General features: G+C 67.1%; 30 protein-coding genes. 14 read left to right on the top strand and 16 right to left on the bottom strand.

Annotation, left to right across the window (positions count from 1 at the left end; all coding sequences use genetic code 11):
* Positions 1-8 precede the first annotated feature (8 nt).
* Positions 9-659 carry a TetR/AcrR family transcriptional regulator gene (locus Q2K20_RS17180; protein ID WP_317177021.1) on the top strand — a complete coding sequence of 217 codons (651 nt, stop codon included), beginning with the start codon at positions 9-11 and terminating at the stop codon, positions 657-659.
* 145 nt (positions 660-804) lie between these two features.
* On the opposite strand, the gene Q2K20_RS17175 is transcribed toward Q2K20_RS17180, so the two are convergent.
* Positions 805-1,080, bottom strand: a complete 276-nt coding sequence (locus Q2K20_RS17175; protein WP_317177020.1) for a WhiB family transcriptional regulator — start codon at positions 1,078-1,080, stop codon at positions 805-807.
* Between the two features lie 128 nt (positions 1,081-1,208).
* Here Q2K20_RS17175 and Q2K20_RS17170 point away from each other — a divergent pair, with 128 nt between their 5' ends.
* The 3 genes from Q2K20_RS17170 (at position 1,209) to Q2K20_RS17160 (ending at position 3,026) form a co-directional block, all read left to right on the top strand.
* Positions 1,209-1,937, top strand: a complete 729-nt coding sequence (locus tag Q2K20_RS17170) for a response regulator transcription factor (protein ID WP_317177019.1) — start codon at positions 1,209-1,211, stop codon at positions 1,935-1,937.
* A 38-nt stretch (positions 1,938-1,975) separates the two neighbouring features.
* Positions 1,976-2,176, top strand: a complete 201-nt coding sequence (gene thiS, locus Q2K20_RS17165; protein WP_017836465.1) for a sulfur carrier protein ThiS — start codon at positions 1,976-1,978, stop codon at positions 2,174-2,176.
* Positions 2,177-2,246: 70 nt separating this feature from the next.
* Positions 2,247-3,026: a thiazole synthase gene (locus Q2K20_RS17160; RefSeq protein WP_253003989.1), complete on the top strand. Its 780-nt coding sequence runs from the start codon at positions 2,247-2,249 to the stop codon at positions 3,024-3,026.
* A gap of 197 nt (positions 3,027-3,223) precedes the next feature.
* Here the strand turns inward: Q2K20_RS17160 and Q2K20_RS17155 are convergent, their stop codons facing one another.
* Positions 3,224-4,066, bottom strand: coding sequence for an aldo/keto reductase (locus Q2K20_RS17155; RefSeq protein WP_017836463.1), 843 nt, complete (start codon positions 4,064-4,066; stop codon positions 3,224-3,226).
* A 186-nt stretch (positions 4,067-4,252) separates the two neighbouring features.
* Between Q2K20_RS17155 and Q2K20_RS17150 the strand changes: the two genes are divergently transcribed.
* From Q2K20_RS17150 to Q2K20_RS17115, 8 genes are all read left to right on the top strand, one after another.
* Positions 4,253-4,783, top strand: a complete 531-nt coding sequence (locus Q2K20_RS17150) for an Asp23/Gls24 family envelope stress response protein (RefSeq protein WP_206604881.1) — start codon at positions 4,253-4,255, stop codon at positions 4,781-4,783.
* A gap of 80 nt (positions 4,784-4,863) precedes the next feature.
* Complete coding sequence (locus tag Q2K20_RS17145) at positions 4,864-5,040, top strand: hypothetical protein (protein WP_181366004.1); 177 nt, start codon at positions 4,864-4,866, stop codon at positions 5,038-5,040.
* A 3-nt stretch (positions 5,041-5,043) separates the two neighbouring features.
* Positions 5,044-5,493 (top strand): Asp23/Gls24 family envelope stress response protein, encoded by a 450-nt coding sequence (locus Q2K20_RS17140; RefSeq protein WP_256821451.1) that lies wholly within the window; start codon positions 5,044-5,046, stop codon positions 5,491-5,493.
* On the top strand, positions 5,490-6,044 hold the full coding sequence (locus Q2K20_RS17135) for a DUF6286 domain-containing protein (RefSeq protein ID WP_317177018.1): 555 nt from the start codon (positions 5,490-5,492) through the stop codon (positions 6,042-6,044). The genes Q2K20_RS17140 and Q2K20_RS17135 overlap by 4 nt, the downstream gene beginning before the upstream one ends.
* Before the next feature lie 13 nt (positions 6,045-6,057).
* Positions 6,058-6,705, top strand: a complete 648-nt coding sequence (locus Q2K20_RS17130) for a hypothetical protein (RefSeq protein ID WP_317177017.1) — start codon at positions 6,058-6,060, stop codon at positions 6,703-6,705.
* A complete protein-coding gene (locus tag Q2K20_RS17125; protein ID WP_317177016.1) occupies positions 6,702-7,280 on the top strand; it encodes an RNA polymerase sigma factor in 579 nt (192 codons plus the stop codon). The genes Q2K20_RS17130 and Q2K20_RS17125 overlap by 4 nt, the downstream gene beginning before the upstream one ends.
* Entirely contained in the window at positions 7,271-7,795 is a 525-nt protein-coding gene (locus tag Q2K20_RS17120) for a hypothetical protein (protein WP_317177015.1), read from the top strand. Before Q2K20_RS17125 ends, Q2K20_RS17120 begins: the two co-directional genes overlap by 10 nt.
* Positions 7,785-8,105: a hypothetical protein gene (locus Q2K20_RS17115; RefSeq protein WP_317177014.1), complete on the top strand. Its 321-nt coding sequence runs from the start codon at positions 7,785-7,787 to the stop codon at positions 8,103-8,105. Before Q2K20_RS17120 ends, Q2K20_RS17115 begins: the two co-directional genes overlap by 11 nt.
* A 169-nt stretch (positions 8,106-8,274) precedes the next feature.
* On the opposite strand, the gene Q2K20_RS17110 is transcribed toward Q2K20_RS17115, so the two are convergent.
* Positions 8,275-8,532, bottom strand: a complete 258-nt coding sequence (locus tag Q2K20_RS17110) for a Txe/YoeB family addiction module toxin (protein WP_317177013.1) — start codon at positions 8,530-8,532, stop codon at positions 8,275-8,277.
* A gap of 1 nt (position 8,533) precedes the next feature.
* Entirely contained in the window at positions 8,534-8,791 is a 258-nt protein-coding gene (locus tag Q2K20_RS17105) for a type II toxin-antitoxin system Phd/YefM family antitoxin (protein ID WP_017836490.1), read from the bottom strand.
* A 464-nt stretch (positions 8,792-9,255) separates the two neighbouring features.
* On the opposite strand from Q2K20_RS17105, the gene Q2K20_RS17100 reads away from it, so the two are divergent.
* Positions 9,256-9,834: a hypothetical protein gene (locus Q2K20_RS17100; RefSeq protein WP_119193155.1), complete on the top strand. Its 579-nt coding sequence runs from the start codon at positions 9,256-9,258 to the stop codon at positions 9,832-9,834.
* 527 nt (positions 9,835-10,361) lie between these two features.
* Here Q2K20_RS17100 and Q2K20_RS17095 read toward each other — a convergent pair.
* Both Q2K20_RS17095 and Q2K20_RS17090 read right to left on the bottom strand, forming a co-directional pair.
* The gene (locus tag Q2K20_RS17095; RefSeq protein WP_317177012.1) at positions 10,362-10,808 is read right to left on the bottom strand and encodes a hypothetical protein; all 447 of its coding nucleotides are present in this window, start codon (positions 10,806-10,808) and stop codon (positions 10,362-10,364) included.
* Positions 10,805-11,173: a hypothetical protein gene (locus Q2K20_RS17090; protein ID WP_317177011.1), complete on the bottom strand. Its 369-nt coding sequence runs from the start codon at positions 11,171-11,173 to the stop codon at positions 10,805-10,807. Before Q2K20_RS17090 ends, Q2K20_RS17095 begins: the two co-directional genes overlap by 4 nt.
* 238 nt (positions 11,174-11,411) lie before the next feature.
* Between Q2K20_RS17090 and mobF the strand changes: the two genes are divergently transcribed.
* Complete coding sequence (mobF, locus tag Q2K20_RS17085) at positions 11,412-15,005, top strand: MobF family relaxase (RefSeq protein WP_317177042.1); 3,594 nt, start codon at positions 11,412-11,414, stop codon at positions 15,003-15,005.
* Between the two features lie 4 nt (positions 15,006-15,009).
* Here mobF and Q2K20_RS17080 read toward each other — a convergent pair whose 3' ends face one another.
* From Q2K20_RS17080 to Q2K20_RS17035, 10 genes are all read right to left on the bottom strand, one after another.
* Entirely contained in the window at positions 15,010-16,263 is a 1,254-nt protein-coding gene (locus tag Q2K20_RS17080; RefSeq protein ID WP_317177010.1) for a hypothetical protein, read from the bottom strand.
* A 166-nt stretch (positions 16,264-16,429) separates the two neighbouring features.
* Positions 16,430-17,086 carry a hypothetical protein gene (locus Q2K20_RS17075; RefSeq protein ID WP_109148980.1) on the bottom strand — a complete coding sequence of 219 codons (657 nt, stop codon included), beginning with the start codon at positions 17,084-17,086 and terminating at the stop codon, positions 16,430-16,432.
* Complete coding sequence (locus tag Q2K20_RS17070) at positions 17,083-17,589, bottom strand: DUF4913 domain-containing protein (RefSeq protein ID WP_109148979.1); 507 nt, start codon at positions 17,587-17,589, stop codon at positions 17,083-17,085. Before Q2K20_RS17070 ends, Q2K20_RS17075 begins: the two co-directional genes overlap by 4 nt.
* Positions 17,573-19,279, bottom strand: a complete 1,707-nt coding sequence (locus Q2K20_RS17065; RefSeq protein WP_317177009.1) for a type IV secretory system conjugative DNA transfer family protein — start codon at positions 19,277-19,279, stop codon at positions 17,573-17,575. The genes Q2K20_RS17070 and Q2K20_RS17065 overlap by 17 nt, the downstream gene beginning before the upstream one ends.
* Positions 19,280-19,375: 96 nt before the next feature.
* Positions 19,376-19,930: a hypothetical protein gene (locus Q2K20_RS17060; protein ID WP_317177008.1), complete on the bottom strand. Its 555-nt coding sequence runs from the start codon at positions 19,928-19,930 to the stop codon at positions 19,376-19,378.
* Positions 19,931-19,942: 12 nt separating this feature from the next.
* The gene (locus Q2K20_RS17055; RefSeq protein WP_317177007.1) at positions 19,943-21,559 is read right to left on the bottom strand and encodes a peptidoglycan DD-metalloendopeptidase family protein; all 1,617 of its coding nucleotides are present in this window, start codon (positions 21,557-21,559) and stop codon (positions 19,943-19,945) included.
* Positions 21,556-21,816 carry a hypothetical protein gene (locus Q2K20_RS17050; protein ID WP_069388795.1) on the bottom strand — a complete coding sequence of 87 codons (261 nt, stop codon included), beginning with the start codon at positions 21,814-21,816 and terminating at the stop codon, positions 21,556-21,558. The genes Q2K20_RS17055 and Q2K20_RS17050 overlap by 4 nt, the downstream gene beginning before the upstream one ends.
* Positions 21,809-23,599 (bottom strand): ATP/GTP-binding protein, encoded by a 1,791-nt coding sequence (locus Q2K20_RS17045; RefSeq protein ID WP_256821440.1) that lies wholly within the window; start codon positions 23,597-23,599, stop codon positions 21,809-21,811. The genes Q2K20_RS17050 and Q2K20_RS17045 overlap by 8 nt, the downstream gene beginning before the upstream one ends.
* A complete protein-coding gene (locus Q2K20_RS17040) occupies positions 23,596-24,489 on the bottom strand; it encodes a hypothetical protein (RefSeq protein ID WP_109148975.1) in 894 nt (297 codons plus the stop codon). Before Q2K20_RS17040 ends, Q2K20_RS17045 begins: the two co-directional genes overlap by 4 nt.
* A gap of 4 nt (positions 24,490-24,493) precedes the next feature.
* Positions 24,494-25,954 carry an SCO6880 family protein gene (locus tag Q2K20_RS17035; protein ID WP_317177006.1) on the bottom strand — a complete coding sequence of 487 codons (1,461 nt, stop codon included), beginning with the start codon at positions 25,952-25,954 and terminating at the stop codon, positions 24,494-24,496.
* Positions 25,955-25,966 lie beyond the last annotated feature (12 nt).

Below are 25,966 nucleotides of genomic sequence, written 5' to 3'. Positions count from 1 at the left end.
TCACACGGATGACGCGCCCCAACCAGGATGCCCCGCGCCCTGCCTCACGCCGATTGCCTCCGGTGGAGCGGATGCGGCAGATCACCTCGGCGGCGGCATCGTTATTCGCGGCGACGATCCTAGAGAACGTCACAGTCGCCGACATCGTGAAGCGGGCGGGAGTGTCCCGGGCCCTGTTCTACCGGCACTACTCATCGGTGAACGAAGTATTCGACTCGGTCGTCGACTTAGTGGCCCAAGACTTCCTCGCACGATTAGAAACGGAAGCCTCCGATGACTCCGAAGCCGAGCTTGACCGCGTACTTCGCGATTTCCTCAACACGTGTCAAGCAGTGCGACTGCCGGCGCGCGCTCTGCTGCGAAACTCCCGGCTCCCGGGAACCGATGACTCGGTGGTCTCGCAAGTGTTCCTTCGGGCCGAGCAGGAAATCTACCGCCGATCCGGGATCGACGAGCCATCCAAATTAGCCAGACTCACCGTCCGCACCTGGTTGACCTGCGTGGAAGTACAGACACTTGCCTGGCTTGACGAAGAAGACCCCACTGAAACAGTCGACGTTCTCTCCGTGCGACTCACCAACACTTTGCGAGCGCTCATCGACGTCACCATGCCCAGCGACGACGATAGTCTTACGGCGCTGGTGACATACCTACCTTAGATACTCCACACGACCGCTAGACGCGATCACCACGTCGGAGTGGACCTTGGTCCGTACACCCCCGTGGGACGAAAGGGGATGTATCCACTCTGGCAGTGCAGGACTGTCGCGACGTGGGTGCAAGGAATGCGGCGCGGAGGAAAGGTCAGCCGGAGCGCAGGCGGCCTGCCAGTTTGTGGCGTTCCATTTCGGTCAGGCCTCCCCAGACGCCGTAGAGTTCCCGCGCGTTCATCGCGTACTGGCGGCATTCCACTATCACCGGGCAGTGCTCGCAGAGGACTTTGGCTGCCCGCTCTTTGCGGCGCCGGACCCTTTTGAGGTCGTGCTCGTCGTTGTAGAACAGCTCTGCCTGTCCTTGGCAGTTACCGCGATCGGCCCATGCCCACCGGTCATCGAGAGCCGTGGCGATGATGTGGGTCAAAAGATATTTCCTGCCCTTCGTCAAGCATCGCGCCAAGTGGACATCCCATTATCGCGAGCCACGGCAGCCATGGCTTCACCCCAAGGGGTGAAGTGGAGGTGTGTCCACCTGCGCCTACGATTACCATGGTGAGCGGCAAAGCGATCAGGGTGACTGTGGTCAACGACTATCTCGTCGTAGTGGCGGGAGTCAACGCATTGCTGGCGCCGTATTCGGACCGAGTTGAAGTTGTGGAACGGCACACCGTCACCAGTGGATCGGCCCCCGTGGACGTCGCGCTCTATGACACTTTCGCCGCACCGGTGGGTAAGCATGCGCGCCTGGAATCGCTACTGCAGGACCCGTTGATCGGGTCGGTTGCCGTCTACTCCTTCGCCGTGGATGAACGGGCGATCGATGACAGCCTGGCCCAAGGAGCTCATGGATTCTTAGCGAAGTCGCTGTCGGCGCTCGAACTGGTTGAGGGAATCGAGAACATCGCCGCAGGTCAGCGGGTGACCATGGTTGGGCCCGGCCTATCGGTGATGCGATCGGACCAGTGGCCGGCCAAAGAGGCGGGGCTGTCTCCCAGGGAGGCGGAAGTGATCGGTCTCATTGTCCAGGGGCTATCCAACAAGGACATCGCCGCGCAGTGCTACCTGTCGACCAATTCGATCAAGACCTTCATCCGGTCCGCATATCGGAAAATGGGCGTGAGCACCCGGGCCCAGGCCGTGGCGTGGGGAATCGAGCACGGACTCAAGCCCGACCGACGAGCCCCAAGCGGACTCCCCACGCACACCATCCCGCCAGGCTCACCGAGCAGCATCAGCACGCCCCAGCGCGCTCAGGCCGAATCGGCAGCCCCGGGGATCTAGTTGTAGTGGACGATGACGAGTGTGGAGTAGGAGGGCCCATGATCGTCACGGTGAACGGGGAGGACCGCACCCTGGCCGACGGCGCGACCGTTCGCGCACTGGTCACCGAGCTGGACCTGCCCGACGAGGGCGTCGCCATCGCCGTCGACGGCGTGGTGGTGCCCAGCTCGGGCTGGGACGACGCCCCGCTCGGTGCGGGCGCGGAGATCGATGTCCTCACGGCGGTCCAGGGTGGCTGACCCGACCTCGGCCGCGACCTCGGTTCGCGGCGTCGCAGGGCCGTCCGCGTATCCGTCTGGCGTCGCCGCGGTGCTGGACTCGCCCCTGGTGATCGCGGGCGAGGAGGTCTCCTCGCGGCTCATCACGGGCACCGGCGGTGCCGGCAACCAGGAGGTCCTGCGCGAGGCGCTGATCGCCTCGGGGACCGCGTTGACCACCGTGTCGATCCGCAAGGTCGACCTGCGGTTGGGCATGGACGGCGCCGGCGGACTCGGGCTGCTCGGGATGTTGAAAGAGCTCGGCATCCGCCCGTTGCCCAACACCGCCGGTTGCCGGTCCGCCAGCGAGGCCGTGAAGACCGCCCGGCTCGCCCGTGAGGCGCTGGGCACGAACTGGGTGAAGCTCGAGGTGATCGCTGACGAGCGCACGCTCCTGCCCGACGGGGTGGAGGTGGTGGAGGCCGCAGAGGACCTGGTCGATGACGGTTTCGTCGTCCTTCCCTACACCACCGACGACCCGGTCCTGGCCCGCCGACTGGAGGACGTGGGCTGCGCTGCGGTCATGCCCCTGGGCGCGCCGATCGGCACCGGGCTGGGCATCTGCAACCCGCACAACCTGGAGATGATCGTCGAGCGCGCGGGGGTGCCGGTGATCTGCGACGCGGGGATCGGCACCGCCTCCGACGCCGCACTTGCCATGGAGCTCGGCTGCGACGGTGTCCTGCTCGCCACCGCCGTCACCCGGGCGGAGAACCCGCCGCTCATGGCCGCGGCGATGCGCGAGGCAGTCCGGGCCGGGCACGCCGCCCGCCTTGCGGGGCGGATCCCCAAACGCTTCTGGGCGCAGGCGTCCAGCCCGCCGGTCGACTGACCCTGCAGGTCGACTGAGGCCGGCTCGGGGTCTGCACTCGCTGCGCGCCGACCTCGGTGGAGAAGTTGAGCTGGTCGCCTGAGTTGGCAGTGTCGCGGGCGGAGCAAGGTGGTGCACATCTTTGGCTCGATGCGGGGTTGTCGCCTCAGTGTGTTTCTGCGCTAGCAGTGCAAGACCGGGCTCGTTGGCCGTGAAGGTTAGTTCAATCGGTCGAAGTTATCGGGGTCCGGGCCTGATCGTGTGCCGTTGTGCAACGCGGAGATTGAGGCCATCTGCTCCTCGGTGAGTTCGAAGTCGAACACGGTGAGATTGTCGGTCATGCGTTGGGGTGTTTCGGTCTTCGTCACCACGATGTCGCCTCGCTGTAGGCCCCAGCGCAGCACTACTTGTGCCACCGTCCGGTCGATCTGGTCGGCCAGCGCATGAAGTTGGGGATCGCCTATTACAGCGCCCTGGGCAAGCGGGCTGCATGCCTGAACCGCGACGCCGTGCTCGGTGCAGACATCGTGCAGGTGCTCGTTGACGAAGTAGGGATTGGATTCGATCTGATTGACCGCCGGAGTGGACAGTCCCGCCTCGGCCAATCGGTCCAGGTGCGTTGCGGTGAAATTGGACACCCCGATCGAACCGATGGGGTAATCGGTTTTGAGCTCTTCCATGACTTCCCACACGCGCGCCACATCGTCGTACATCGCCAGCGGCCAGTGCACCAGATACAGATCGATTCGCCCCCCTAGGTGAGCGAGTGAACGTTCTGTCGCACGTCGCGCGGAAGTACGTTCATGCACGTCATTGCCGAGTTTTGTCGTGACCCACATCTGTTCGCGGGGCAGTTCCGACGCGGCGATCGCGCGCCCGACTTCTTGTTCGTTGCCGTACATCTGCGCGGTATCGAAGTGCCGGTAACCGGCCTCCAGCGCCGACGACACAGCCCTGACCGTACTGGCAGGGGCAATCTTGAAGGTGCCGAAACCGAGCTGGGCAAGGGCTCGTCCGTCGTTGAGTGTGACCTGCGGGACCGTCTGCGGGGAATCCGACATTGGGCAAATCTAGGCCCGCTGTGCTGGCGCCCGCATCCGCTAATGGCGGGCCACTGACACCACCACGTGGCCTGAGGAAAGAAAAAGTTTGGGTCAGGGCGTGACGTTCGGGCGGGTGGTGACGTCTTTGTTGTGTAGGTGTTCATCACAAGGGCCCGGTGTCGGGTCTTGGCGTGAGGAGGAATTATGTCGAACGCAGTTCCCAAGACCGGTCGTGAGCAGTCCCGCGAGCAGGAGGCAGCCCAAGCCGCCGCGCAGCAGGCGCAGGAGAAGGCGTCGGGCAAGCAGGTCGCGCGTGGGCCGCTGCAAACCGATCGGGGGGTGACCACGCTGGATGATGCCGTGGTGGCCAAGATCGCTGGGATGGCCGCGCGGGAGGTTCCGGGGGTCTATGACATGGGCAGTGCCACGCGTCGCGCGTTCTCGGCGGTGACCGACCGGATCCCCAACGCGCAGACCAACGTCACTGGCGGCATCAGTGTCGAGAAGGGTGAAACCCAGACGGCGATCGATGTGACGGTGGTGGTGGAGTACGGCGCCTCGATCGTGGAGGTCGGCAACGCGATTCGCCGCAACATCATCGAGCAGGTTGAGGGCACCACCGGGCTGGAGGTGGTCGAGGTCAACGTCAACGTCGCCGACGTGCACCTGCCTCAGGATGACGACGACAACGCCCGCGCCAGCTCGGAGAGCAACCGCAGCGGCGAACTGCGCTGATCCGCTGACCCATCGACCACCGCCACGCCGCGGGGGCGGGTCACCCGGCCCGCCTCCGCACCCCTGAGCGAGGAGTTCTCATGAAGACCACCCATCTCACACTTCTGGTGGGGTTGTTCCTCGGCGCTGTTGCCGCGTTCGGCTCGATCGGCCAGTTCCTGATCGTGCTGCTCTTCGGCGTGATCGGTGTGGCCGTGGGCTTGGCCATGGAGGGACGCGTCGAGATCAAAGGCCTGACCGATCGCCGGAGGCGGTGAGCCGTGACCGCCGCGCATACTGATCGCGCCGATCACCGGCCCGCCGCCGATCCGAGCGTGGACGGCCTGTCCGTATCACCGGGGCAGCCGTCGGCACCGGCCGAGCAGCGGGGGCTCACCACCATCCCGGCGTCGGTGGTGGGCCGCATCGCCGAGCAGGTCGCCTCCGAGTGCACCGGCGTCGGCGGGGCGGCCGGAGGAATGCTCGGGGTGGGCGCCCGTCGCGATTTTGACTCGCGCCCGTCAGCCACGTGCGACCTCTATGGAACGGTCGCCGTGCTCAGACTCGATGTGGGCGTGGCGTTCCCCGTGGACCTGACCGCCACCTGCCGGAGCCTGCGCCAGCACGTGCGCTACCGGGTGCACGAGCTGACGGGATTGGAGGTGGGCCGGTTGGACATCGAGATCTCGTGGCTCAACCCCGCCGCCGCGACGAGAGGAGCACTGAAATGAGTGCACGACCACGTCGCAGTACGTTGATCAGGCGACCGCCGCGCGCGATCCCGGTGGGGCTGCTCGCCGTGGCGCTTGTGGTCCTGGGAGGACTGGGGATCTGGCTGCTGGGTAGTTACCTGATCAACGACACGTGGCCCTTAGCGGCCTCTTCGACGGTGGCCTCGGTTGCCGAGACCGGCCTCGACTCGACCGCGATGCGCGTGGTCGCGGTGGTGCTGGCGCTGGTCGGGCTCGCCCTCCTGCTGGCCGCGCTGGTGCCGGGTCGCCCCTCCCGCGTCCGAGTCCTCGACGACGACATCCCCGGCGAGACCGCTATCTCCCGCCGCGACCTGGCCCGCTCTATCGCCCGTCGCACCGAGACCGTTGACGGGGTGCACAGCGCCAGCGCAACTATCCGCCGCCGCCGGATTGACGTGGCCGTGAAGACCGTGGTCGACGACCCAGCCCCGGTGACCCGGGGAGCGAAGAACGCCGTGGACCGCGCGCTGTCCGAACTGCGACCGGCCGACCCGCTGCGCCCTCGCGTGCGCACGGACCGCAGAAGCTGAAGGGACCACACCCATGCGTAGCTTGTCTGGACCCCGTAACCGCATCGCGCTGACGGTGACGGCACTGCTGATCCTGGCCGCCGCCGTCTGGTTGATCGCGGCATCGTTCGCCCTGGCGCCGGCGGGCGCACCACTGTCCGGCCTGGTACCCACTGCCGAGCAGAGCGTGGCCGCCATCGCGGCGCAACACCGCGGCTGGTTACTGCCGGTCGCCACCGCCGCGTCGATCCTGGCGGTACTTTCCGGTCTGGGATTGCTGGGAGCGCAGATCCCCACCGCCCCCGCGCACACGACCCTGCGTCTTCCCGGCGACGACGGCTCGGTGCTGGCCACCGTGGAGCCGCAAGTCCTCGAGCGGGCGCTCGTCGAGCGGGTCGAGAGCGTGCCTGGCGTCAAGGAGGCATCGGTGCGGGTGTCGGGCTCCACGACCAGCCTGCGGGTCTTCGCCGAGGTGACGGTGGCCCAGGACGCGCAGGTCGAGTGGGCCGTCGAGGAGGCCCGCCGGGTGCTCGCCGCGGACCTGGCCACCGCACTGGGCACCGCCCCACGGTCCGTGGACCTGCTCGTTCGGCTGCACACCCCGCGATCATCATCTCGATCCGACCGTGTCGCCGTGGGGCAGGACGCCGCCGACGGCCACCTGGTCTCCGGCGCCGGATGAGCCCCCCGACCTGGCGGCTGGCCGAGCTTTCCGACCGCGCCCTGGTGCTGCGCGCGCAGGATGGCGACCCGGACGCCTTCGACGTGCTGATCGATCGGCATCAGGGCCGGTTGTTCCGGATCGCCTACCTGGTGTTGGGCGACCGCCAGGACAGTGAGGACGTGGTCCAAGAGACCCTGCTGACCGGGTGGAAGCGCCTGCGCCTGTTGGAGGACCCGGACGCGGTGCGCGCCTGGCTTGCCCAGATCTGTACGCGGCGGGCCACCGACATCGCTCGGCGCCGCGCCCGCCGCGCCACCGACGCCCACCGGCCCGAGGACCTGCACCGCCACCGCGACCCGCGCCCCCGCGCCGACCCAGCCCACACCAGCGAGGTCAACGCGCAGATGCGTGCACTGGCCCAGGTGTTGGCGACCATGGACCCGGACCTGCGGGCGTGCTGGACATTGCGCGAGATCGACGACATGTCCTACCGGCAGGTCGCCGCCGCCCTCGATGTCACCGAGTCCACCGCACGAGGCCGCATCGCCCGCGCCCGCACGCACGTGATCGACTACATGAAGGAATGGCGGTGAACACCATGGACGGACCCTCCCGACCCGGTGACCCCCACGACGACCAGGACACCCGCGACTACCTCGATCACATCGCTGCGCTGCACCGTGACTGGGACGAGCTCGAAATCCGGGGCGACGATTCGGTGCAACTGTCCCGGCGTGCACGTTCGGCACTATCGGAAGCCGTCCGCGCCGATGCCCGCCACGGCGCCCGCGTGCACATGCCGCCCACCGACTTCGGCCCCTACACCCTGACCGAACTCGCGCTACGCACCCTGATCCGCGACACCACCGACGACATCGACGGCGTGGTGAGCCTGCGAACCACCATCGACTACGACCCGGGCGGTGGCTGGAACTCTCGGGGTCTACCTCGGCGCATCGTGTGCCGCATCTCTGCGGTCGAGACCACCCCGGATCTGCCCGGCCTGGCCGAGCAGGTCCGCACCGCGGTGCGCGGAGCGTGCGCTCGCGAACTCGACCTGCCCGACCTTCCGGTCGACGTCCACATCGAGGATCTCCATGAACACTGAACCCACAGCAGCACAGCTGATCGAGCTGGTGGTGGCCATCCCCGGCGTCGCGGGGATCGAAGCCGGCATCGGCACCAGCCTGCGGGCCCTGGACGCCCGCATCCGACGAACCGGACCGCATGCCACGCACTTCGGGCTGCACGTCGACCACAACGCGCGCACCGTCACCGTGGAAGTCAGCCTCAACCGTTCCCGGCCCGTCCGCGAGACCGCGCGCGACATCCAACACGCACTACACGGCGCACTGGCCGCAACGATGCCCGAGCCAACCCAGTGGCAGGTACGGGTGCAGTCGCTCAGCGCGAATTGACGAACGAGGTCGTCGCTCGGTGCGCCCTCGGTCGCCCCTTTTCCACAGCGGCCCGCTGGCACACACTGCCCAACCCCCTTCCGGTGTGGGTGCAGCACCGACATATTCGGCTGTCCGCCTGCACTTGCCAGGTCGATAGAGACGTGTAGTTCCGGCTGGGTCGGGTGCGTTATCCGTAGTGGTAGCGGCAGGTGGCGATTCGGACTTCGGTGTCGGTGACTTTGTAGACGAGTCGGTGCTCGTCGGTGATGCGTCTGGACCAGTATCCGGCGAAGTCGTACTTGAGGGGTTCGGGTTTGCCGATTCCTTCGTTGCCGTTGCGGGTGATGTCCTGCAGGAGCAGGTTGATGCGTTGAAGGATCTTGCGGTCCTGTTGTTGCCACCAGAGGTAGTCCTGCCAGGCGTTGTCGTCCCAGACGAGCAGCACGTCAGTCGGCGTCGAGCAGGTCGCGCGCCTGGCCGCGGCCGGACTCGAGCCGCTCCATCGCATCGAGCAGGCGTCGGGCGTTGGCCGGTGATCGCATGAGGTGGGCGGTCTCGCGCAGGGACTCGTAGTCGTCGAGGGAGACCATCACCACCGGTTCGTGGCCGGCGCGGGTGATGATGACCTCTTCGCGGTCGTTGGTGACCCCGTCGAGGACCTCGGCGTAGCGGGCCCGGGACTCGGTGTAGCTCATCGTCTTCATCTCAACCCCTCCTGTACGCAAAAGTGTACAGGATGCCGAGTTGGTGCTCCATTGTGACTTCCCGCGTCCCGCGCTCTGTAGGCAGAAGCCCGGCCGGATGGCGCAGCGTTGGAGTGTCGAGAGCTCCTGCACGGGAGTCCTCATACTTCTGGGCGTGGTCTCGATGGCCGGATCGGCGCCGCCGCACGGCGCGGGCCTGCCGGTGGCCACGCCGGCCCGCGGGCGCCCAGTGGTCGTATCGCGGTCAGGTCTCTGCCCGTTGTCCCGCCCGCGGCTGGGTCCACCGCGGCGTGGCCAGAATCCCGGCTGCTCCCCTCGATGCCCTGGTGGCCTCCGTCGACGGACAGCTCGCGCCCGCCCCCGGTCCTGAAAGCGCGGATGGCTGGGCCCTGTCCAGCCCCGGTGGTAACGTGGGTAACCGAATGCGTTACCGGTTACCCGTTCCCCGAATTGGAGGGCCTGTCATGTCGACGTCGGAGAAGATCGCTCGAGCCTATGGGGTGCTCGTTGCACGAGGGGACAAGGTCACCGTGCGCAGCGTGCAGCGCGAGGCGGGGGTGCGCATCGGTGAGGTCGCTGCGTGGATGCGCGAGCACGTCACCGGCGTTGCCGGGGATGTGCCCGAGGCCCCAGATCTGTCGGAGGCGATGTCGGCGATGGTGGCCTCGGTGTGGGCTGCGGCGTGGAAGCGGGCCGCGGAGCAGGCGGACGAGCAGGCCGCTGTGGCGCTGGATGCAGCCCGCGGCGGCGAGGCCGACGCACTGGAGGCGGCCGAACAAGCGGCGTCGGAACGCGACGAGGCTGTCGCGGTCCGCGACCGCGCCCTCGCCGAGCTCGAGGCAGTGCGCGGCGAGCTCGAGCAGCTGCGCGGTCAGATCGAGACCGCACGCCAGGACGCGGCGGTCGCGCGCGCCAAGGCCGAGGAGTCCGACCGGGCACGGGTCCGGGCGGAGGCCACCTCGGACACCCTGCGGGAGGTCCTGGACTCGCTGCGCGAGACCGCTCGCAAGCCAGGCCGGTCGGATCAGCCGGGCCAGTCATAGCCAGCCCGCAAGGGCACGACGCGCACTGACTGTCGGAGGGGAAAGCCACACTGTCACCCGATCAGGCCGTGTGGCCCGTGTGGGCGCCGCGGCGGAAGGTGCTGGCGACAGGGGTGTGGAATGTGGGATCTGACCACCGCGCTGCTGGCTACCGCTGTCGTCGCTGGCGGCGCGGTGGCCTTGCCGCCGCCTAGCGCGTGGGGTCGGCGGGTTCTGCGCGGTGGTTGGCATGCTCGGTGTGCTGCAGGGTCGTACGTGGGCGCCCACGGTAGCGGCGCTGGGGCTTGTTGGCGTGGTTTGTCGGTCATTGGTCGTTCGCGGTGCGCCACGGGCGTGCACTATCGGTCGGCGATGGCGCTGTGGGTGATCGATAGGACCCCGCTGCAATGGACGATCCAGCGGTACTGGCAGCTGCGCCGACAACGTCGATCAGCGGTAAACCGCTGACACATCCCGACTGGCCAGACCATCGACAAAGGCCCCGCCGCCGGCGGGGCCCTATCTGCGGATGACTGTACTCCCAAGCTCTAGAACAGTGAGGGTGCATCGAGGGGTGCTGCGTTGCCGCAGGCGCAGGAGTAAGCGCGCGCGTCCCAGCCGGAGACGAGTGCGTCTCGCACCGCCACAGAGCGCGCGTAGCGGCGGTTGGTGTGTTGGTCGGGGTTGCGGATGGCGCCGGTGCGACCGCACGCGACGGCGTAGCGCAGGTTTGCTGACTGGGTGGAGGCCACGACATGCCCCGGGTCGACGCGCACGCACAGGGGTTCGTTGCAGCGGTGCTCAGCCACGACCCCGTCGACGAGTTCGCCAGCCAACAACAACGCGAAGCGGTGCCCGGACTCGGTTCGACTGACCCCTTTGTGTCGCCAGGTAAGACTGGCAGCCAGTAGGTATTCCAGGCTTGCGCTATTCGCAAGGATCCGATGATGCTGCGCGGGTTGAACACCGGCAGAGGGCGGCTCGAAGGTGCTCATGCCACGTGGCGGTCCTCATCCGTGTCGTCGTGTGCGGAGTCATCCGATTCCGCTGACACATCCTCGCTCGGCTTCTTACCTTCGCCGGTGTCGTCGTTGCTGAGTGTGTCGAGGGCGGCTTTGATGTCGCGGTTTGCGATGCCGAGAAGTTCTGCGATCTCGCCGCGCGGCTCGCCTTCGTCGACGAGGGCTTTGATCGCCTCGCCTGCCTCGCGTTGTGCTCGCTCGATCGCGTCGGCGGCGGCGAAGTAGCGAGTGGCGGCGGCTTCGATGCGCTCGTCGCGCTCCCGGCGCTTGCGCTGCTTCTCGGCGAGCGCCTGCCTGGCGCGAGTGCGGGCACTGGTTCTGTCGGAGGTCTTAGCCACGGGTGGTCACTTCCTGTAGTTGAGATTGGCGTGTTCTCGCCGTCGACTCTATCCCTGCCGCTACTCGCAGACCAGAGCCATTCTTGTCCAGTTCCGCACCAGTGCGTCACCTGTGCCTGTCACTGCGTTCCACGCACCCACTGCGCTTCGCTCAGCTTGGAGAACTTACACACCTCTTGCTGAATTTCAGACTTCGTCCGTGACCCGGCGCTGACGTGGGGTTAGAGTGGGCGTCGTGATGACCCTCCACGTGCTGCACGCCGGGGACGGCTACAGCTACCTGACACGTCAGGTAGCTACCGCCGACCGGATGCGCGAGCGTGGCCAGGAGCTGACCGATTACTACACCGCCAACGGCACCCCGCCCGGCCGCTGGCACGGCGCCGGCCTGGAAGCCCTGTCCGAGATCAGCCCGGTGTCCGGCACGGTCTCCGAAGAGCAGATGAAGGCTCTGTTCGGTGAAGGCCGGCACCCGAACACCGACCAGATGCTCGAGGCCGGCGCCGACCTCAAAGAGACCGCGCTCGGCCGGAAGTTCCCTGAGTTCAAGAACGAGATCCCGCTCGTCGAGGAGTACAACGCCACGCTCCGGGAGATGGCCGAGGAGGGCCACACCCTCGACAAGGCCTCCACCTCAGAGGCGTGGCGGGCGCTGGCAGACAAGCACTACCGCGCCAAGTTCGGACACCAGCCACCGACGGAGCGGGAGCTGCTGTCCTGGGCCGCGGCGCAGCGCAGCAACGTGCGTCAGCCGGTCGCCGGAATGGATCTGGTGTTCACTCCGCAAAAGTCCGTCAGCACCCTGTGGGCGCTTGCGGACACCGACACTCGGCGGGAGATCGAGCGCATCCACCGCGAGTGCGTCAACGACTCCCTGGCGTGGATCGAGCGCGAGGCCGCCTTCACCCGCCGCGGTGATCGCAGCGAGCGGCAGATCGACACCCACGGTCTGATCGTGGCCCAGTTCGACCACTACGACACCCGCGCCGGCGACCCGAACCTCCACACCCACTGCGCGGTGTCGAACAAGGTGTTGGGCGTCGACGGCAAGTGGTCCGCCCTCGATGGAGCGGCGCTACACAAGCACGCCGTGGCCGCGTCCCAGCGCTACAACGCCGCGATCGTTGATCGGCTGCGCCGGGAGATGGGCGTGGCGTTCGAGGCCCGCTATCCCAGACGCGACAGACAACCGGTCTGGGAGGTCGCGGGCATCGATCAGGCGCTGTGTCGGGCGTTCTCCTCGCGCCGTCAGATGGTCGAGGCTCGCCGCGACGAGCTCCTGGCCGAGTACCGGGCGCGTCATGGCCGGGCACCCACTCAGGCTGTCCAGTACGCCCTTCTCCAACAAGCCACTCTCGACACCCGGGAAGGCAAGCAGGAATCCCGATCGCTGGCCGATCACCAGTCGACATGGCGCCGCCTGGCCGCCCGTCACCTCGGCTCCGAGGCTGCCGTCGACGCGATGGTGCATGCCGCTCTGAATCCCGAGCTTCAGGATGATCGGGTGCGCGAGATGATCCCTGCGGTTCGGCAGATGGATGCGGTTGAGGTCGAGTCTGCCCGTGTCATCGAGGCCGTCTCCGATGCCCGCGCGACGTGGACTCACGCGCACGTGCGGGCCGTGGTCGAGACCCAGCTGACCAACGTCGCGTTCGCCTCGCCGGCCGATCGAGACGACGCGGTCTCCGCGGTGGTTGACCACGCTCTGGGCCGCGGATCGGTGGCTCTGTCGACGCCCGACACGCTGGAGGCCCCCGCCGCGCTTCGGCGCGACTCGGACGGCCTCAGTGTCCTGGAGCGCCACGGCGAGCTGCTGCACACCTCGACCGCCATGCTCGACGCCGAGCAACTGGTCACTGACGCCGCCCAGACGCCCGTGCCGGTCTTCACCACCGGCGAGCAACTGCGTGAAGTGATCGCCGAGCAGGAATCCGCTACCGGCCGCAGCCTGAACCCGGGACAGCGCGCACTGGCCGAGCACTTCTGCCTTTCCGGGCAACTCGTCGCGGCCGGCGTCGGCCCGGCCGGCACCGGCAAGACCACGTCCATGAAGGCCGTCGCTGCCGCGTGGCGGGCCTCCGGACGACAGGTCATCGCCCTGGCGCCGTCCGCGGTCGCCGCCGAAACTCTCGGCGAGGAAATCGGCGCCGAGGCCCGCACGCTGGCCTCGCTGACCTACCAATGGCGCGGAAAAATGAAGGACATGGGCTACGCCGCCCGCACCCTGCCGCTCACCATCGAGCCGGGCGCGATGCTGCTTCTCGATGAAGCTGCCATGGCCTCCACCAAGGACGTCGCGGCGCTCGTGGAGATCGCCCGCGAACGCGGCGCCGTGGTGCGCATGGTCGGAGATCCTGCCCAGCTCGACGCCGTCGAATCCGGTGGCCTCATGCGTCTGGTGGCCTCCGAGACTAACGCCCCCGAGCTGACCGACGTCGTCCGCTTCGGCGACGACACCCCCCAGGCCCGCGCCTCCATCGGCATCCGCTCCGGCGAACCAGACGCTCTGCAATTCCATGCCGACCACGGCTGGGTCCACGGCGGAGCCCGCGAGGAAATGATCGCGGCCGCGGTCGAGGATCACTTTGCCGATGTCGACGCCGGGCGCGACGGGATCGTCCTGGCCTCCACCACCGCGACGGTGCGCGAGCTCAACACCCAGATCCAGAATCGTCACCGTGACACCGGCACCGCGGCAACGCGCCGTCTGGTCGACCTGGCCGACGACCTCACCGCCGGCCGCGGTGACATCGTCGTCACCCGCACCAACAACGGCAGTCTGCGCACTAAGGGAGGAAAGCGGCCCGGTTCGCGTGTGCAGAACGGTGACCGCTGGCGCGTGGAGAAGGTCGGCCAGGACGGCTCGCTGACCGTGCGCCACCTTCAGCATCGGGGCCGGGTCACCCTCGATGCCGATTATGTCGCGGTCTGTACCGAGCTGGGTTACGCGGCCACCATCCATCGCGCCCAGGGCATCACTGTTGACGTCTCCCGCACCGTCGTCGACGAGGCGACCAACCGCCGCGGCCTGTACGTCGCCCTGTCCCGCGGACGGGCCGAGAACCACGCCTACGCCGTCACCGACTCGCCTTTGGACGTGGAGACGGAGAAGCCACACCTGGCCCCGGCAGTCGACGACCGACTCACCACAGCCCGGGGCGTGCTCGAAGCGGCACTGGCCCGGGACGACGGACACACCACCGCCACCGAACAACTCCGCGAGGCCCTGTCCGCTGCCGACGACCCGGACCGCATGGCCGCCGGCTACGCCGCCGCCCGCGATCTGCTCGTGCGTGACTACACCACGCACCTGGTGGCCACCATGACCGCCACCGAGGTACCGGCGGCAGAGACAGCGCCCTTGCGCTCCGCCGTCGACAAGGCGCTTGCCCGCGGCGTCGACGTCGCCGCCGCGATCACGCAGTGGCACCACGAGGTCGAGGCCCCGGACGACCCGATCGCCTCGGCCACCGGCTGGCTATCGGGATACGAAGTAGACACCGACACCGACCTCGGACAGCTGGCGCCCCTGCCCTCGCGGCACCCCGGAATGGACACCGAGCTGGCCGACTACGCAACCGCCGCCCTGACCGAACACACCAAGCTCACCCACACCCCACCGGAGGAGGACCTCGACGCGGTCGACGCAGAGTTGGACCCCTTCGCGGCCTCCCACCGCGCGGCCCAGCGCCAGGGGCCCTTCGATGCCAACCCGTTCGATGTCGACCCGTTCGGCTCGCAGCCGGGCTCGAGCGAGCCGGAGCCGGACGGGCCGACACACCACGAAGCCCCTGTGCCCGGCAGGGAGCCGTCACAGGGGCCAGAGCTGTAGGAGGCTAGGGGCTAGTTCCAGACTTGGAAGCGGAGAAGACAGCAAATAGCACGGCTAATTTGATCTCTCGCTCCTGGTCATCCGGGTGTCCAAGAACATAATTGAGACGAAGCCCCGGATCGTCCGCCGTGGCGCCGCTGCGCTTAAACGAAGCGTGTGCGCGAACAGCTCCATCTGCCTTGCGGATGACCGCGGAAGCATCCTTCTGTCTTATAAACACGATTAGGGCGGCCTTCTCGTCGCGCCACGGGAGGTAGCCCAGTAGCTGATCTATAGCGCTACCGAACGACTTCTCCCCCGTCCACCACTTGCACTCCCCTACGAAAACGTGCCGGTCGCCAACGCGGACGAGGAGGTCCGTCTTTCCATTCTTCACGAAAGTCTCACCAGTGGCGTTTCCCTCGAATGTTCCATTCAACTGCACCAGGATCTGGTCGCGGATCGCCTCCTCGTCCTTGTGCGCGACTACTGAGGGAGTCCGTTCCATCGCGAGGATCGTTGACTTGACAACCACGATCGCGTCCTCATATTGGGCCGCGGTCAGCGCAGGCTCGTCTTCGTAAGGCGTGTTCACTCTTGATGCCTGGGTTCGTGCAGTACCGATCTGCTTGCGCGCTAGCGGGACCGGCGACGGTGCATCATGCCGTTTTTGTAGGGGAAAACCGAGGGCTCCGGACAAGTCTCGTCGGCTCTGTAACAGGTGTTTTCGCCGCACCACCAGAGGCCTTATGCACTCTTCAAGGGTGGTGTTGAAGGCAGCGACATCTTTTGCTGCGTGCTCTACGTTCCTGCGAATCTGACCGATCTCGCTCTCGTACGCCCGTTTCACTGCTGCTGGATTCAGTTCACCCTGGGCAGACACGGTTGTGCGCACAGTCAGCGTCATTTGCCGACTGTCGACATCAGCTTCCATCTCGACGAAGGCAACACTGGTCGAGGGGATGTAATGGAGAAGGTTCAGGTCACCCGAGAACTCGTAGACGGCATGTACCTTAAAGACTGGGCGGCGAACAGTTCGTCCGGGTGGCCCAAAGTTGTCCGGAACGTCGACTGTGCCTTCCGCAACGCCGCCATCGATTGGCTCGTCACCGATGGTCAGGGGCTCAAGATGTGCTCGGGCCACGAATTCAGTCACGAGGTCATCGACTGAGCGACGAAGGGCCTCATCTTCTCCCATTCGATCGAGGCCGGAGATAACACCGTTCAGCCGGTCGGCCATGAACTGTCTGAGATAACCACGAGTGAAGAGCTTGGTCACAATGCCCCTCCGCTCGTAGGCCAGTCGTTGCTTGTTGGCCCTCCCTAGCGTATCGGCAGAATGGTGCGCCTCTGTCCGTTCGCTCTGCTGGTGAACCAGATGTCGAGCAAGCGCGGAGCACCTGTGTCGGCTGAAGATCTGACGTAGGGGCTCCGAACTGTCGAGACTACAGGTCGGCTTCCACGTCGACTTCCGGGGAAGCCGTTGCGATCTCGGGTGCGATGGCGGTCTCCGCAGTGGCCGGCGCAGAGGCGGCGCTCAGGCTGGCGGAGAGGTCCGCCCCTGTGGACATGTCCAGCTCGCCGCCGATTGCGGGGTCGCTCTCAAGGCCGTCCCACGCCTGCGACAACGCTGTACTCACTCGCTCCATGACCTCGTCACCGTCGACAAGCTCAGTCACCGCACCGGCCGTCACCAGCGCTGACACCGCCCACAGCACTGTCATTTCCTGCCCTCGATCGGCCTGTCTGTCCTGCGTCTGGGTGGCCTCGCGCTCGGCCTGGAGTCGGCGCTGTTCCTCCAGGAGGGCGCGGGCGTCGTAGTCGGCGGGCTCCCACCGATGCCAGACGTCCGCGGCCGCCGTCTCGAAGCCCCGGCGGGCGAACTCGTCAGCGACGATCTGCCGGCGTTCATCTCTCCACTGCTCGGAGGCGTCGGGGCGATCGGCCCAGGCCGTTTCCCTCAGTAACCGGGTGACGGGAACCGTGCGCAGCTCGGCGGCCGTCAGGTAGTGGGTGCGTTCGCGGAAACCGCCCTGACGCCCGGCTATGCGGCTGGCTCGGGCAAGCATCGACATGTGCTGCTCGCGATTCTGGCTGTTCATTGTGTCTTCTCCATCGGTTCTGAGCGCAGGAGTTCGGAGGGTTCGTGGTGGTTTCGGCACGAGGCCATCGGCGATTCGGGTCCGAGGAGGATCCGCATGTGGTGATCGCCAACGGTGCGTAGGAAGATCTCGTCGGCCCGCATGGGATCGGTCACCGCCAGGTACTCGTAGCTGCGCCACATCGCCCGGACACGGATCACCACGCTCTGATGGGCCCACCATTTGCCGCACCAGGCGTTGGCTTGTGAGCGATCTTGGACTTGGTAGGCGGGGCGTAGATAGTCGTCGAAGAAGTCGTACACAGTGGGATGTCGCGGGTTCGACGGGATCCCCAGATCCTCGACGGAGTACCGCTTGGCGGCGCGGTGTGCCGCTCGGCGCAGCGCCACCCCCAGCCCTGGGTGCTCGGCGTAGCCGGTCAAGGCGTCGCCGGCAAGGGACTGCATCTGGTTCTGCAACGGTTTGGGCGTCGCGGCCCGCACGAGATCAGTCCACAGTGACACCGGTCTGTCCTCTCTCCAGGCGATCGAGCAGCTCACGCGTGGCGGGTGAGAAGTCCTGCTGGGTGGCCGGGATCATCCGCGCGAGCATCGGCCGTCGGCCTTTGGCGATAACGATCATTTGCCATTTCTGCAGGTTCTGGATCTCGTCGACGGACAAGATCGGCTTGTCGCCGCCGACCTGTTGCGAACTCGAACCGCTGCCATTGGAGTACGACACCGACCGCTCGATCTCGCGGTAGGTGCCGACCTGGGTGGAGACCATCTGTGCGAACTCCGGCTCGGTCTGTCCTGGCCCGATGACTTTGATTGCCACCAGGGCGTAGAGCTTGCGCATTCCGACCGGGCCCCACATCTCCTCCCCTTGCGCGTAGGTCTGGAGGAAAATGTCGAACAGGATCCCGCGGGAGCCGTAGGTCGATAGCGCTTCAGGCAGGTTCGGCCATCGCACGACGTTGGCGATCTCATCAAGCACCATCAGCACCGGGACCGGGAGTCGATCCCGCTCGAACTGCGAGGCTCGCTTCTTCAACGCCTCGCTGACCAGGATGGCTAGCACCGTGGAAATGGGGCGGGCCACGGGGTTGTCTTCTTCGGTGAGCATGTACAGCGTGGCCCGGTCGTCGTGGGCCAGGGCGGTCACATCCAAACGCCGGCGGTGGCCGTGCGGGGTCAGCCATTCCCGAACCTCGGCCAATCCCAGGCACGCGATGCAGTTTTTCGCGGCCGAGAACACCCCGTCACGGGTGCGTGGGGTCAGCGAGTACTTCGCGTTCAGGTCGTCGTGCTGCGCCTCGTAGGTGCTGCCGGCGAGCAGCGACAGGGGCTCGCCGGCGCCCGGCGCGGACACCCACTTGTACACGTCGGTGATCGGTTTGTTGCCCAGAGCTGCGGCCAGGAACAGCGCGGTGAGCAGGTCGCGGGCCTGCTGGTAGAAGAACGCATTCTCGCCGGCATCGCCAGAGACTGCCGAACGCGCCGTGGTGGCGCCCTCGAAGATCTCGGCCAGGCGTAGCGCCGAGCCGTCCCAGAATCGTGCTGCCCGGACGAAGTCGAGCGGGTCGAAGAAGAACCCGCTGTCTGCGCTGGCGCCGGGGGCCAGATTCTGTGGGTCGAACACCCACACCTCGCCGAAGTGTTCACGCAGCTGGATCGTCTCGTCGATGAGGTCGCGCTTGCAGCTCGTGGCCACCACCAGACCGGGGGCGTTCCAGATCTCCGGGATGGCCTTGCTGGTGGTCTTGCCCTCTCGCGGCGCCCACAGGTTCAACACGTTGTCCTCGGTGCCCGACATGAGGACCTGCCCGGTGCTCCACTCCCGGCCCAGATAGGCGCCGTACCAGCCGCAGTGAGGCAGGTTGTTGTCCCGGTGCTCTCGTTTACGCGCACGCGGGGACAGGGTCGCGATGTCGCTGGTCGAGGCCATTTGCCGGGTTGCGTGTGCGATGCGCGACTGCGTGCCGCCGGTGCGCCGCAGTCGCCACCGCCGGCGAGCGATGATGATCCCCGCGGTGATCACCACGACGACCAGCCATTGGGTCACCAGTAGCGCAGTCGCCGCTGAGGACCAGGCCACCGAGTCACGCGCCAGGACCTCGATCGCGCCGACCATCGGGAACGGGCTGGGTGGCTCGGCGCCGCCGAGCTTGACCGCCGCCCGATGCGCCGCCCACACCGAGACGTTGATGGCCACGAACCCGGCCAGCATGATCAGCAGCACGACGTGCTCGGGTCGGAACTGCGAAACTCGGGTGTTCCTCGGATTGTCGTTGCCAGCCATGATGTGCCCCTATCTCGTCATCTCTAGTCGGTACTGCGCGGCTTTCCAGGTGTGTCCCTCACGGACCACGACCACCTGCGCCGCCATCTCCGGCAGCGGCGTCGTGTCGCCGTCGGCGTGTTGAACCACCTGCCGCAAGATCAGACGCACCTCGGCCCGGGGGGCGTGCGGGTCAACCGGATCACTGGCGAGCTCCACAGCTCCCACGACGACGTCACCGGACGCCGCCCACGCCGCCCACTGTCTTGGTAGTGGCTCTGAGGCCGGGCGCTCGGCCGCCGCCTCGGCCAGTGGCCCAGTGAGCGTGTCCGCGGCCGCGTGCAGTGCGTCCCAGGGGCCCGCCTGCTCGGCCGGCCGCCACGTGAAGATCTGCCGCATGGCAGCTCTCGCGGCTCCTTCCGCGGTCTCTGTCGGTTCTGCGTGCACGTGATGGGCGTCGGTGCCGGGTTCGTCGCCTCCGGTCCGCAGCATCACCACCACCAGCGTCACCACCACACACACCGCCACCACGCCTGCGGCGATCACGCCCGCGATGATCAAGAGGCGTCGTTGTTCTGCTTCCATGGCCACTGCTCCTTACCCTGCTGTCGTGGCGAACTTGGCCGCTTCTGCGGGCACGATGACGACGTACTTCTGTGTCTCCGCGTACGGCGGAACCCCGCTGTACTGCTGGACGGCGCCCGGGCCGGCGTTGTACCCAGCCAGCATCAGCGTCTGCGGATCCCCGGAGAGCTGACCTGAGGCGATCTGCTCCCGCTGACCTTCGGCGATCTCGCACAGGTAGCGGGCCGCGAACATCGTGGCGTCTGCGGGATCGGAGGGCGATCCAGAGCCCGGCGGACCGGCCACCTGGCCGTTCTCGTCGACCTTCGCCCCTCGAGAGGCCCAGGTAGCAGGCATCGCCTGCGCATAGCCCTGCGCTCCCACTGGCGAGACAGCCCGAGCTTGGAACCCCATCGACTCGTGATAGAGCAGCCCCGCCAGCAGCGGTGAATCCACTTCGCGACACACCTGCCCGCCGAGGCGAATCCACTTGCGCAGCTCCTCCGGGATCTCGCCGTCGTTCAGCGCGCGCCCGTGGTCGCCGACACCGTCCGGAACGCACTCACCGGTGGAGGCGCCGACACCGGGACCACCTCCCTCCGGGGCGGGACCGTACTTCTGGCCCGGGGTGGGCATTCCCCCTCCGGCCACGGTCACGTGCACGTGATCGAAGTGGTTCTCGGTCGGGGTGCCCCGATCTTCCATCTGGCTCGGCTGGCCTTCGGCGGGAATGTACTGCTGGCGCCAGATCAAGTACTCGATGTTGAACGCTTCTTTGTTGCGGAACAGGTAGTCGGCGATCTCGTCGCCGAGCTTCTTGCCCGCACCGCTGGTGTAGTCGGGGATCATCACGTCGACGGCTCTGCCTGACGGGTGGTCGGGGAAGGGGTCGTTGGGGCGCCATCCCCCGATCGTCTGCACCTCGGAGAACTTCTGGGCGACGGCCCGGGCCACGCGGATCGAGTCGACCTGCAAGTTCTGCTCGGACACCACATCCGACGGTGGAAGCTCTCCCCCGCGCGTACCCCGATCCATGTGTTCTCTCGGTGTCGGTGCGGGAGCGGGCCTCTGGCCGGCCTCGCCCGGATTGGTCGCCTTGTCGATCCACGGCACCGGGTCGACGTCCTGGCCGCCGTAGCGGCCTCCCGCCCAGATCTCGAAATGCAGATGGGCACCCGTGGATTGGCCCTCGTTGCCGACTCCGGCGATATGCTGGCCGGCCTTGACCGCGTCGCCGGCCTTGACCCTGAGGTCGTCCGCTGGCATGTGCCCGTAGACGGTGGAGAACATGCCGTCCCCACCATTTCCCTCGTGGTCAATGACGATCCAGTTGCCGAATCCCGAGGCGGGGCCCGATTCGGTGACCACGCCGTCGGCGAAGGCGTAGATGGGAGTGTTCACGGGTGCTGCATAGTCGATGCCCCGGTGGTCGGGGCGATCGGCTGAGCGATAGCCCGAGGAGACCTGGTAGGTGCCGTCTTTCATGGGCTTGGAGTAGTCCCCATCGGGGACTCCGCCGGCCGCTGAGCTGGACCCTCCGGTCGGTGCGCACCGGTCGTCGTCCTCGATAAAGGAGGAGACGACGATGGTCAACCCGAACGCGACCGCGAGGACGATCACCAGCGCCAGCACCGGCCCCTTGAGGGTCACCGGTCTTCCAGTTCCCGCAACCGAGCGGACAGGTGCGCGTTCGCGGCGCGCAGGCGCCGAATCTCCCCCCAGGTCGGACGCGGCATCCGCTGCTGGTCCTCGGCCCAGCTGAGCACCGTGGAGGTCGCCACACCGAAGTCGCGCGCCGCGCTCGCGGCCGCAGACGACAGGGTGGACGAGGCGCTGAAGTAGCCCACGAACCGATCGACGACATCTTCCTTGAACTCGGGGCTGTAGCCCCCGGCGGGACTAGGCATTGACCAGTCCCCCGGCTCGCGCGGACTTGCGCTTCCACTCGTCCTCGAACGCGGCGTTGGTGTCGTGTAGTCGCCATTTCGTCTCTAGTGGCGAGATGTCGGTGCGGAACGGGATGCCGGGCGCGGTGCTCTTGCTGGCTTTGATCATGAAACACCCGCGGCCCGGCGGCACAGGGGCATCCGCAGAGCGTTCCCGGTCTGGTGAGGCCCCTTGTGACCATGAGGTGATCTCGGCGATCTCCCGCGCTGTGAAGGGGAGCTTTCCGCCAAGTAGGCGCAGCTCGTCGGCCGGCAACCCACCACAGATCACAGCCCCGGCCCGGTCGATGAACCCCATCGCGCGGTTGCGATCCGCTTCGGTCGGCAGGGTCTCCAGATCCTTGGACCCGTGGGTGACCAGGTACACCGCGCAGCCCATTGTTCGCAGCAGACGCATGAGACCGTCAACATGCTTGGTCAGCCCCGGCGCGGCGGCCAGGGTGCCCCACAGCTCGTCGAGGGTATAGGCGAACAGCTTCCGCTTGCGCAGGCCAGCATCGGCGAGAATCTTCGACGCCGTCACCGCGCCCGCTGCCGCCGACCAGCACGCCATGATCACCGCGGCTTTCACGGTTTCGTCGTTGTCGTCCAGGGCGGACACGTCGATCACCACCGCGGCGGAGTTGACGTCGATGGGCGTGGTGGTCTGCCCTGAGAAGATCTCCCCGGTCACACCGTGCTGCATCGCATACAGGCTGCGCAGCAGCGGCCGGACGGTGGCGTGGTACTCCTCGTCCGACGCCGAGACGGTGACCTGGTGCAGCTGCCGGGACCCTGCCTGCAGCATGGCGATCAGGTCTGTCAGCTCCGGCGGATGTACCCAGCGACTGCGCCCGTCCGGGCCGTCCTCGGCGTACAAGTCGTCCAGTGCCACGGCCACGGCCGCGGACTCGTAGTCGGCCATTCGACCCTGCCGGGCGAGCGAGACCAGCGTCTCGATCATGCGGCGCTGACCGGCGGCCACCTCCTTCTTGGCTCGATGGAGCTGCTGCTCCAACATGCGCAGCCTCTCCCGATCGGCGTCGGTGTCCCCGGTGTGGGTGGCGATCGCCTCCTGGAGGACCGGCACCACCGAACCCAGAGCGCCCGCGTCGAGGGGGTTGATCCGGTCCAGGCCGTGCCCGATCCGGATCACCTGCCCGTCGACCGCCAGCGCGAGGGGGACGTACTCCCCCTTGAGGTCGTTGGGGATGATCGGTACATGCCCCTGGGCCGAGTGTCCGAGCAGGATCTGCCGCACCAGCGAGGATTTGCCCAGCCCGGGCACCGACATCAAGAACGCGGACGGCGTCGACAGCAGGTTCTGCTCTAGCCAGCTCAGACAGTCGAAGCCGAGGTCCTTGCCGTCGAGCAGGTTCCGCCCGATCGGCGGGCCGATCATCGGAGACGGCGAGCCGACCGAGTTGGGGTTCCACCCGGCGGCGTAGTTGGTGGCCATCATGAACTCGTTCGGAGCAGTGACCGATCGCACCAGACCCGACCCGATCCCGGCGGCGAAGGGGGCGCGAAAGCCGCGCGCCCCGGCTCGTGGCCACGCATCCTCTCCGACCACCGGGGCCACACCATGCCGGGCCAGCGACTCGTGTTTGATCCGCCCGACCTCATCCGGGTTGGCCTTCTGCCATCTGCCTAGGGCCCGCCCTCGGCGGGTCCACGGCAGCGGGTACTTCTCTTGCCCGTCGAGAATCGCCCGGAACAGCTCGCCGTAGTCGGCGGTGGCCTCCTCTGCTCTCCACATGCTCATAGCGGCAGCTCCGTCTCGATCGTCGCGTGCTGGAACCCCGCCACACCCAGTCCCAGGTTGGCGGCCAACATCACCCCTTGGCGCCCGGACTCATGCCGCACCCGCAGGCGGGTACGCGGCCGCAGCGCCTGCAAGAACAGTTGGGCGATCTCGTGTCCGCCGGCCACGGTCACTGTCGACCACACCCGTCCACCGTCGGCGGCCTCGACCTCACTGACCGACAGGGGATCGACGAACGGGCGCATCCAACGGGTACGCCAGATGTGGCCGGCGGCGTCCCACTCGGCCAGCACCTCGGACACGTCCGCGCTGGCCTCTGCTCCGCTGGCCGGATCCGAGCACGACAGCGTGAAGCTGACGCACTCCACACTTCCCACTCGGACACTGCGCGACGACTCGTCCCAGGTCAGCTCGGATAAATCCTCGATTGACCGCAGCGCCGCGTCCAGGACGTGACCGCAGCGCCCGGCGATCTCGCTCTCGCGTGCAGGCCGGGCCGGCAGGCCGGCGAGAGCGGCCGCGTCGTACAGAGTCGGTGCGTCGACCGCCACGATCGAAGCCAACTCCGTGAGGTCGCTTCGCTCGGTCTTGTCCGCGGCCGAGAACACTCCACCCAGCAGCGGAGGCGCTGAGGTCGTGCTGTCACAGGCGAAACCGGCCATAAGCCGGTCCAGGCCCGCCACCTGACGGGTCCACGCACTGACCCTCTCCTGCTCCACGATCCCGGCATCATCAACCAGGCTCGCCACGGCTATCTGGTGGCGGCTCGCGTCGGTGACGAGCGCCTGGGGGAAGCCGCGGGCATCGACGGCCTCACTGACCTCCAGTCCGCGCAGGGGGCGAGGGCGGGTATCGGGAGTCGATCCAAATAGGCTCTTGAGGTTCAACATCCGCTCAGTCCTTCCTTCCGAACGGCAGGGCTCCAGTACCGAGGCAGAACGAAAACGCCGAGTCCTGCATGAGCCGCATTTCGCGAACCCGGATGTTCAGCTGGTTGGCCAGCGCCTCCACATCACCGTCGATCGCCCGGTCGTCCTCGCCCGGCAACCACGTCACCGACACGTACATCGATCGCCGCCCGTACCCGGCTCCCTTGGCCAGGGCCTTACGTGAAGCCGTCGTGCCCTCCAACCGCAGCTCGGCGTCAACGGACTTGATCGTCTTGCCGTCGTTGACCCCGACCATCGCGTCTCGGTGCTCGGCCTCGACCAGCGAATGCGCCACTCCCGGCGGGAACGGCCGGTAGACCAGACAGACGGTCTTGCGCATGATCCGCGAGTGCTGCTCCAGCAAAGGTCGTAGATGCTTGTTCTCGAACGTGGCCGGCGGGGCGGAGACCATCTCCCAGGTCCGCGACCAGGTGCCGTCGTGGAAATACCCGCGCGCGGTCGCCTTGGCCACCGCCGGCCCCGCATCCGACCACGGCAGATGGTGCGGCACACCTTTGATGTGCAGCTCCTCGAAGTCTTCCTCGGCCGCGGGATTGAACGCCTTGTGCGTCGAGGCCACGATTTCGTCCGCCGTCATGGGTCGCGCCTTGATCCCCGCCCATGGCAGCGGGCCGCGATAGAACGCACCGACCTCGTAACGGAGCTGATCAAGGAACCGGCGGTCCCGGGAATGCGACACCGGCACCTTCAGCGTGAAAGCCAGCTCGAACTCGTAATCCTGGCCACCCGATTGCAGCATTCGGGCCCGCTCGAACTGAATCTCTCGGGCGACCTCAGGGGCCTCCGGCGAATCGAGGGTCTCGACCTCACGCAAGGCCAGCATCCCCGTCGACGGCCTGGTGGTGTGCCGCGCCACCACCGCCAGCAGATTCCGATTGTGCGCCCACTGCGCCTCGCACGTCCCCCACTGCGCAGTCGTCGCCTCAGCCTCCGAGACGCTACGCAGCACATCTCCCGACAACTGCCCGGTCAGCTTCACCGTGACCTGCTGGGCCGCAGGGTTGACGATCACCCCGAACCGGTACCCGTTCGCATCGACGTCCTCTAGCAGCTCGGTGCCCGCCAGCAGACCCGGCGCCCGGCGCTGCCCGCCCGGTACCCGCGATTCCGGGCCCGAGAGGTAGAGATTCTCCCCAGTCATGCGGCGCCACACGTGCGCGGCCACTAGCCGGCCCGACGTGACAAAGGACCGTCCGTCCCGGTGGAAATGCACCAGGGCACCCACCAGTACGGCCAGCAGAGCGGCTACCAGAGCGAACCGCACCTGCTGGGCCAGCATCGACACCACGAACGCCATGAGGCCGGCAAATCCCACCACGGCTGTACGGACCGGGATGCGGCCAATGAAGTTGCGCTCCCGCTTGCGGCCCAGGGTGTAGGTGGTCGTCTCGGTCTGCGGCGCCATCGTCTCGCTCAT

It is taken from the genome of Dietzia sp. IN118 (assembly GCF_032905965.1).
Classification (GTDB): domain Bacteria; phylum Actinomycetota; class Actinomycetes; order Mycobacteriales; family Mycobacteriaceae; genus Dietzia; species Dietzia kunjamensis.
This window is presented reverse-complemented; position numbering and strand designations above follow the sequence as displayed.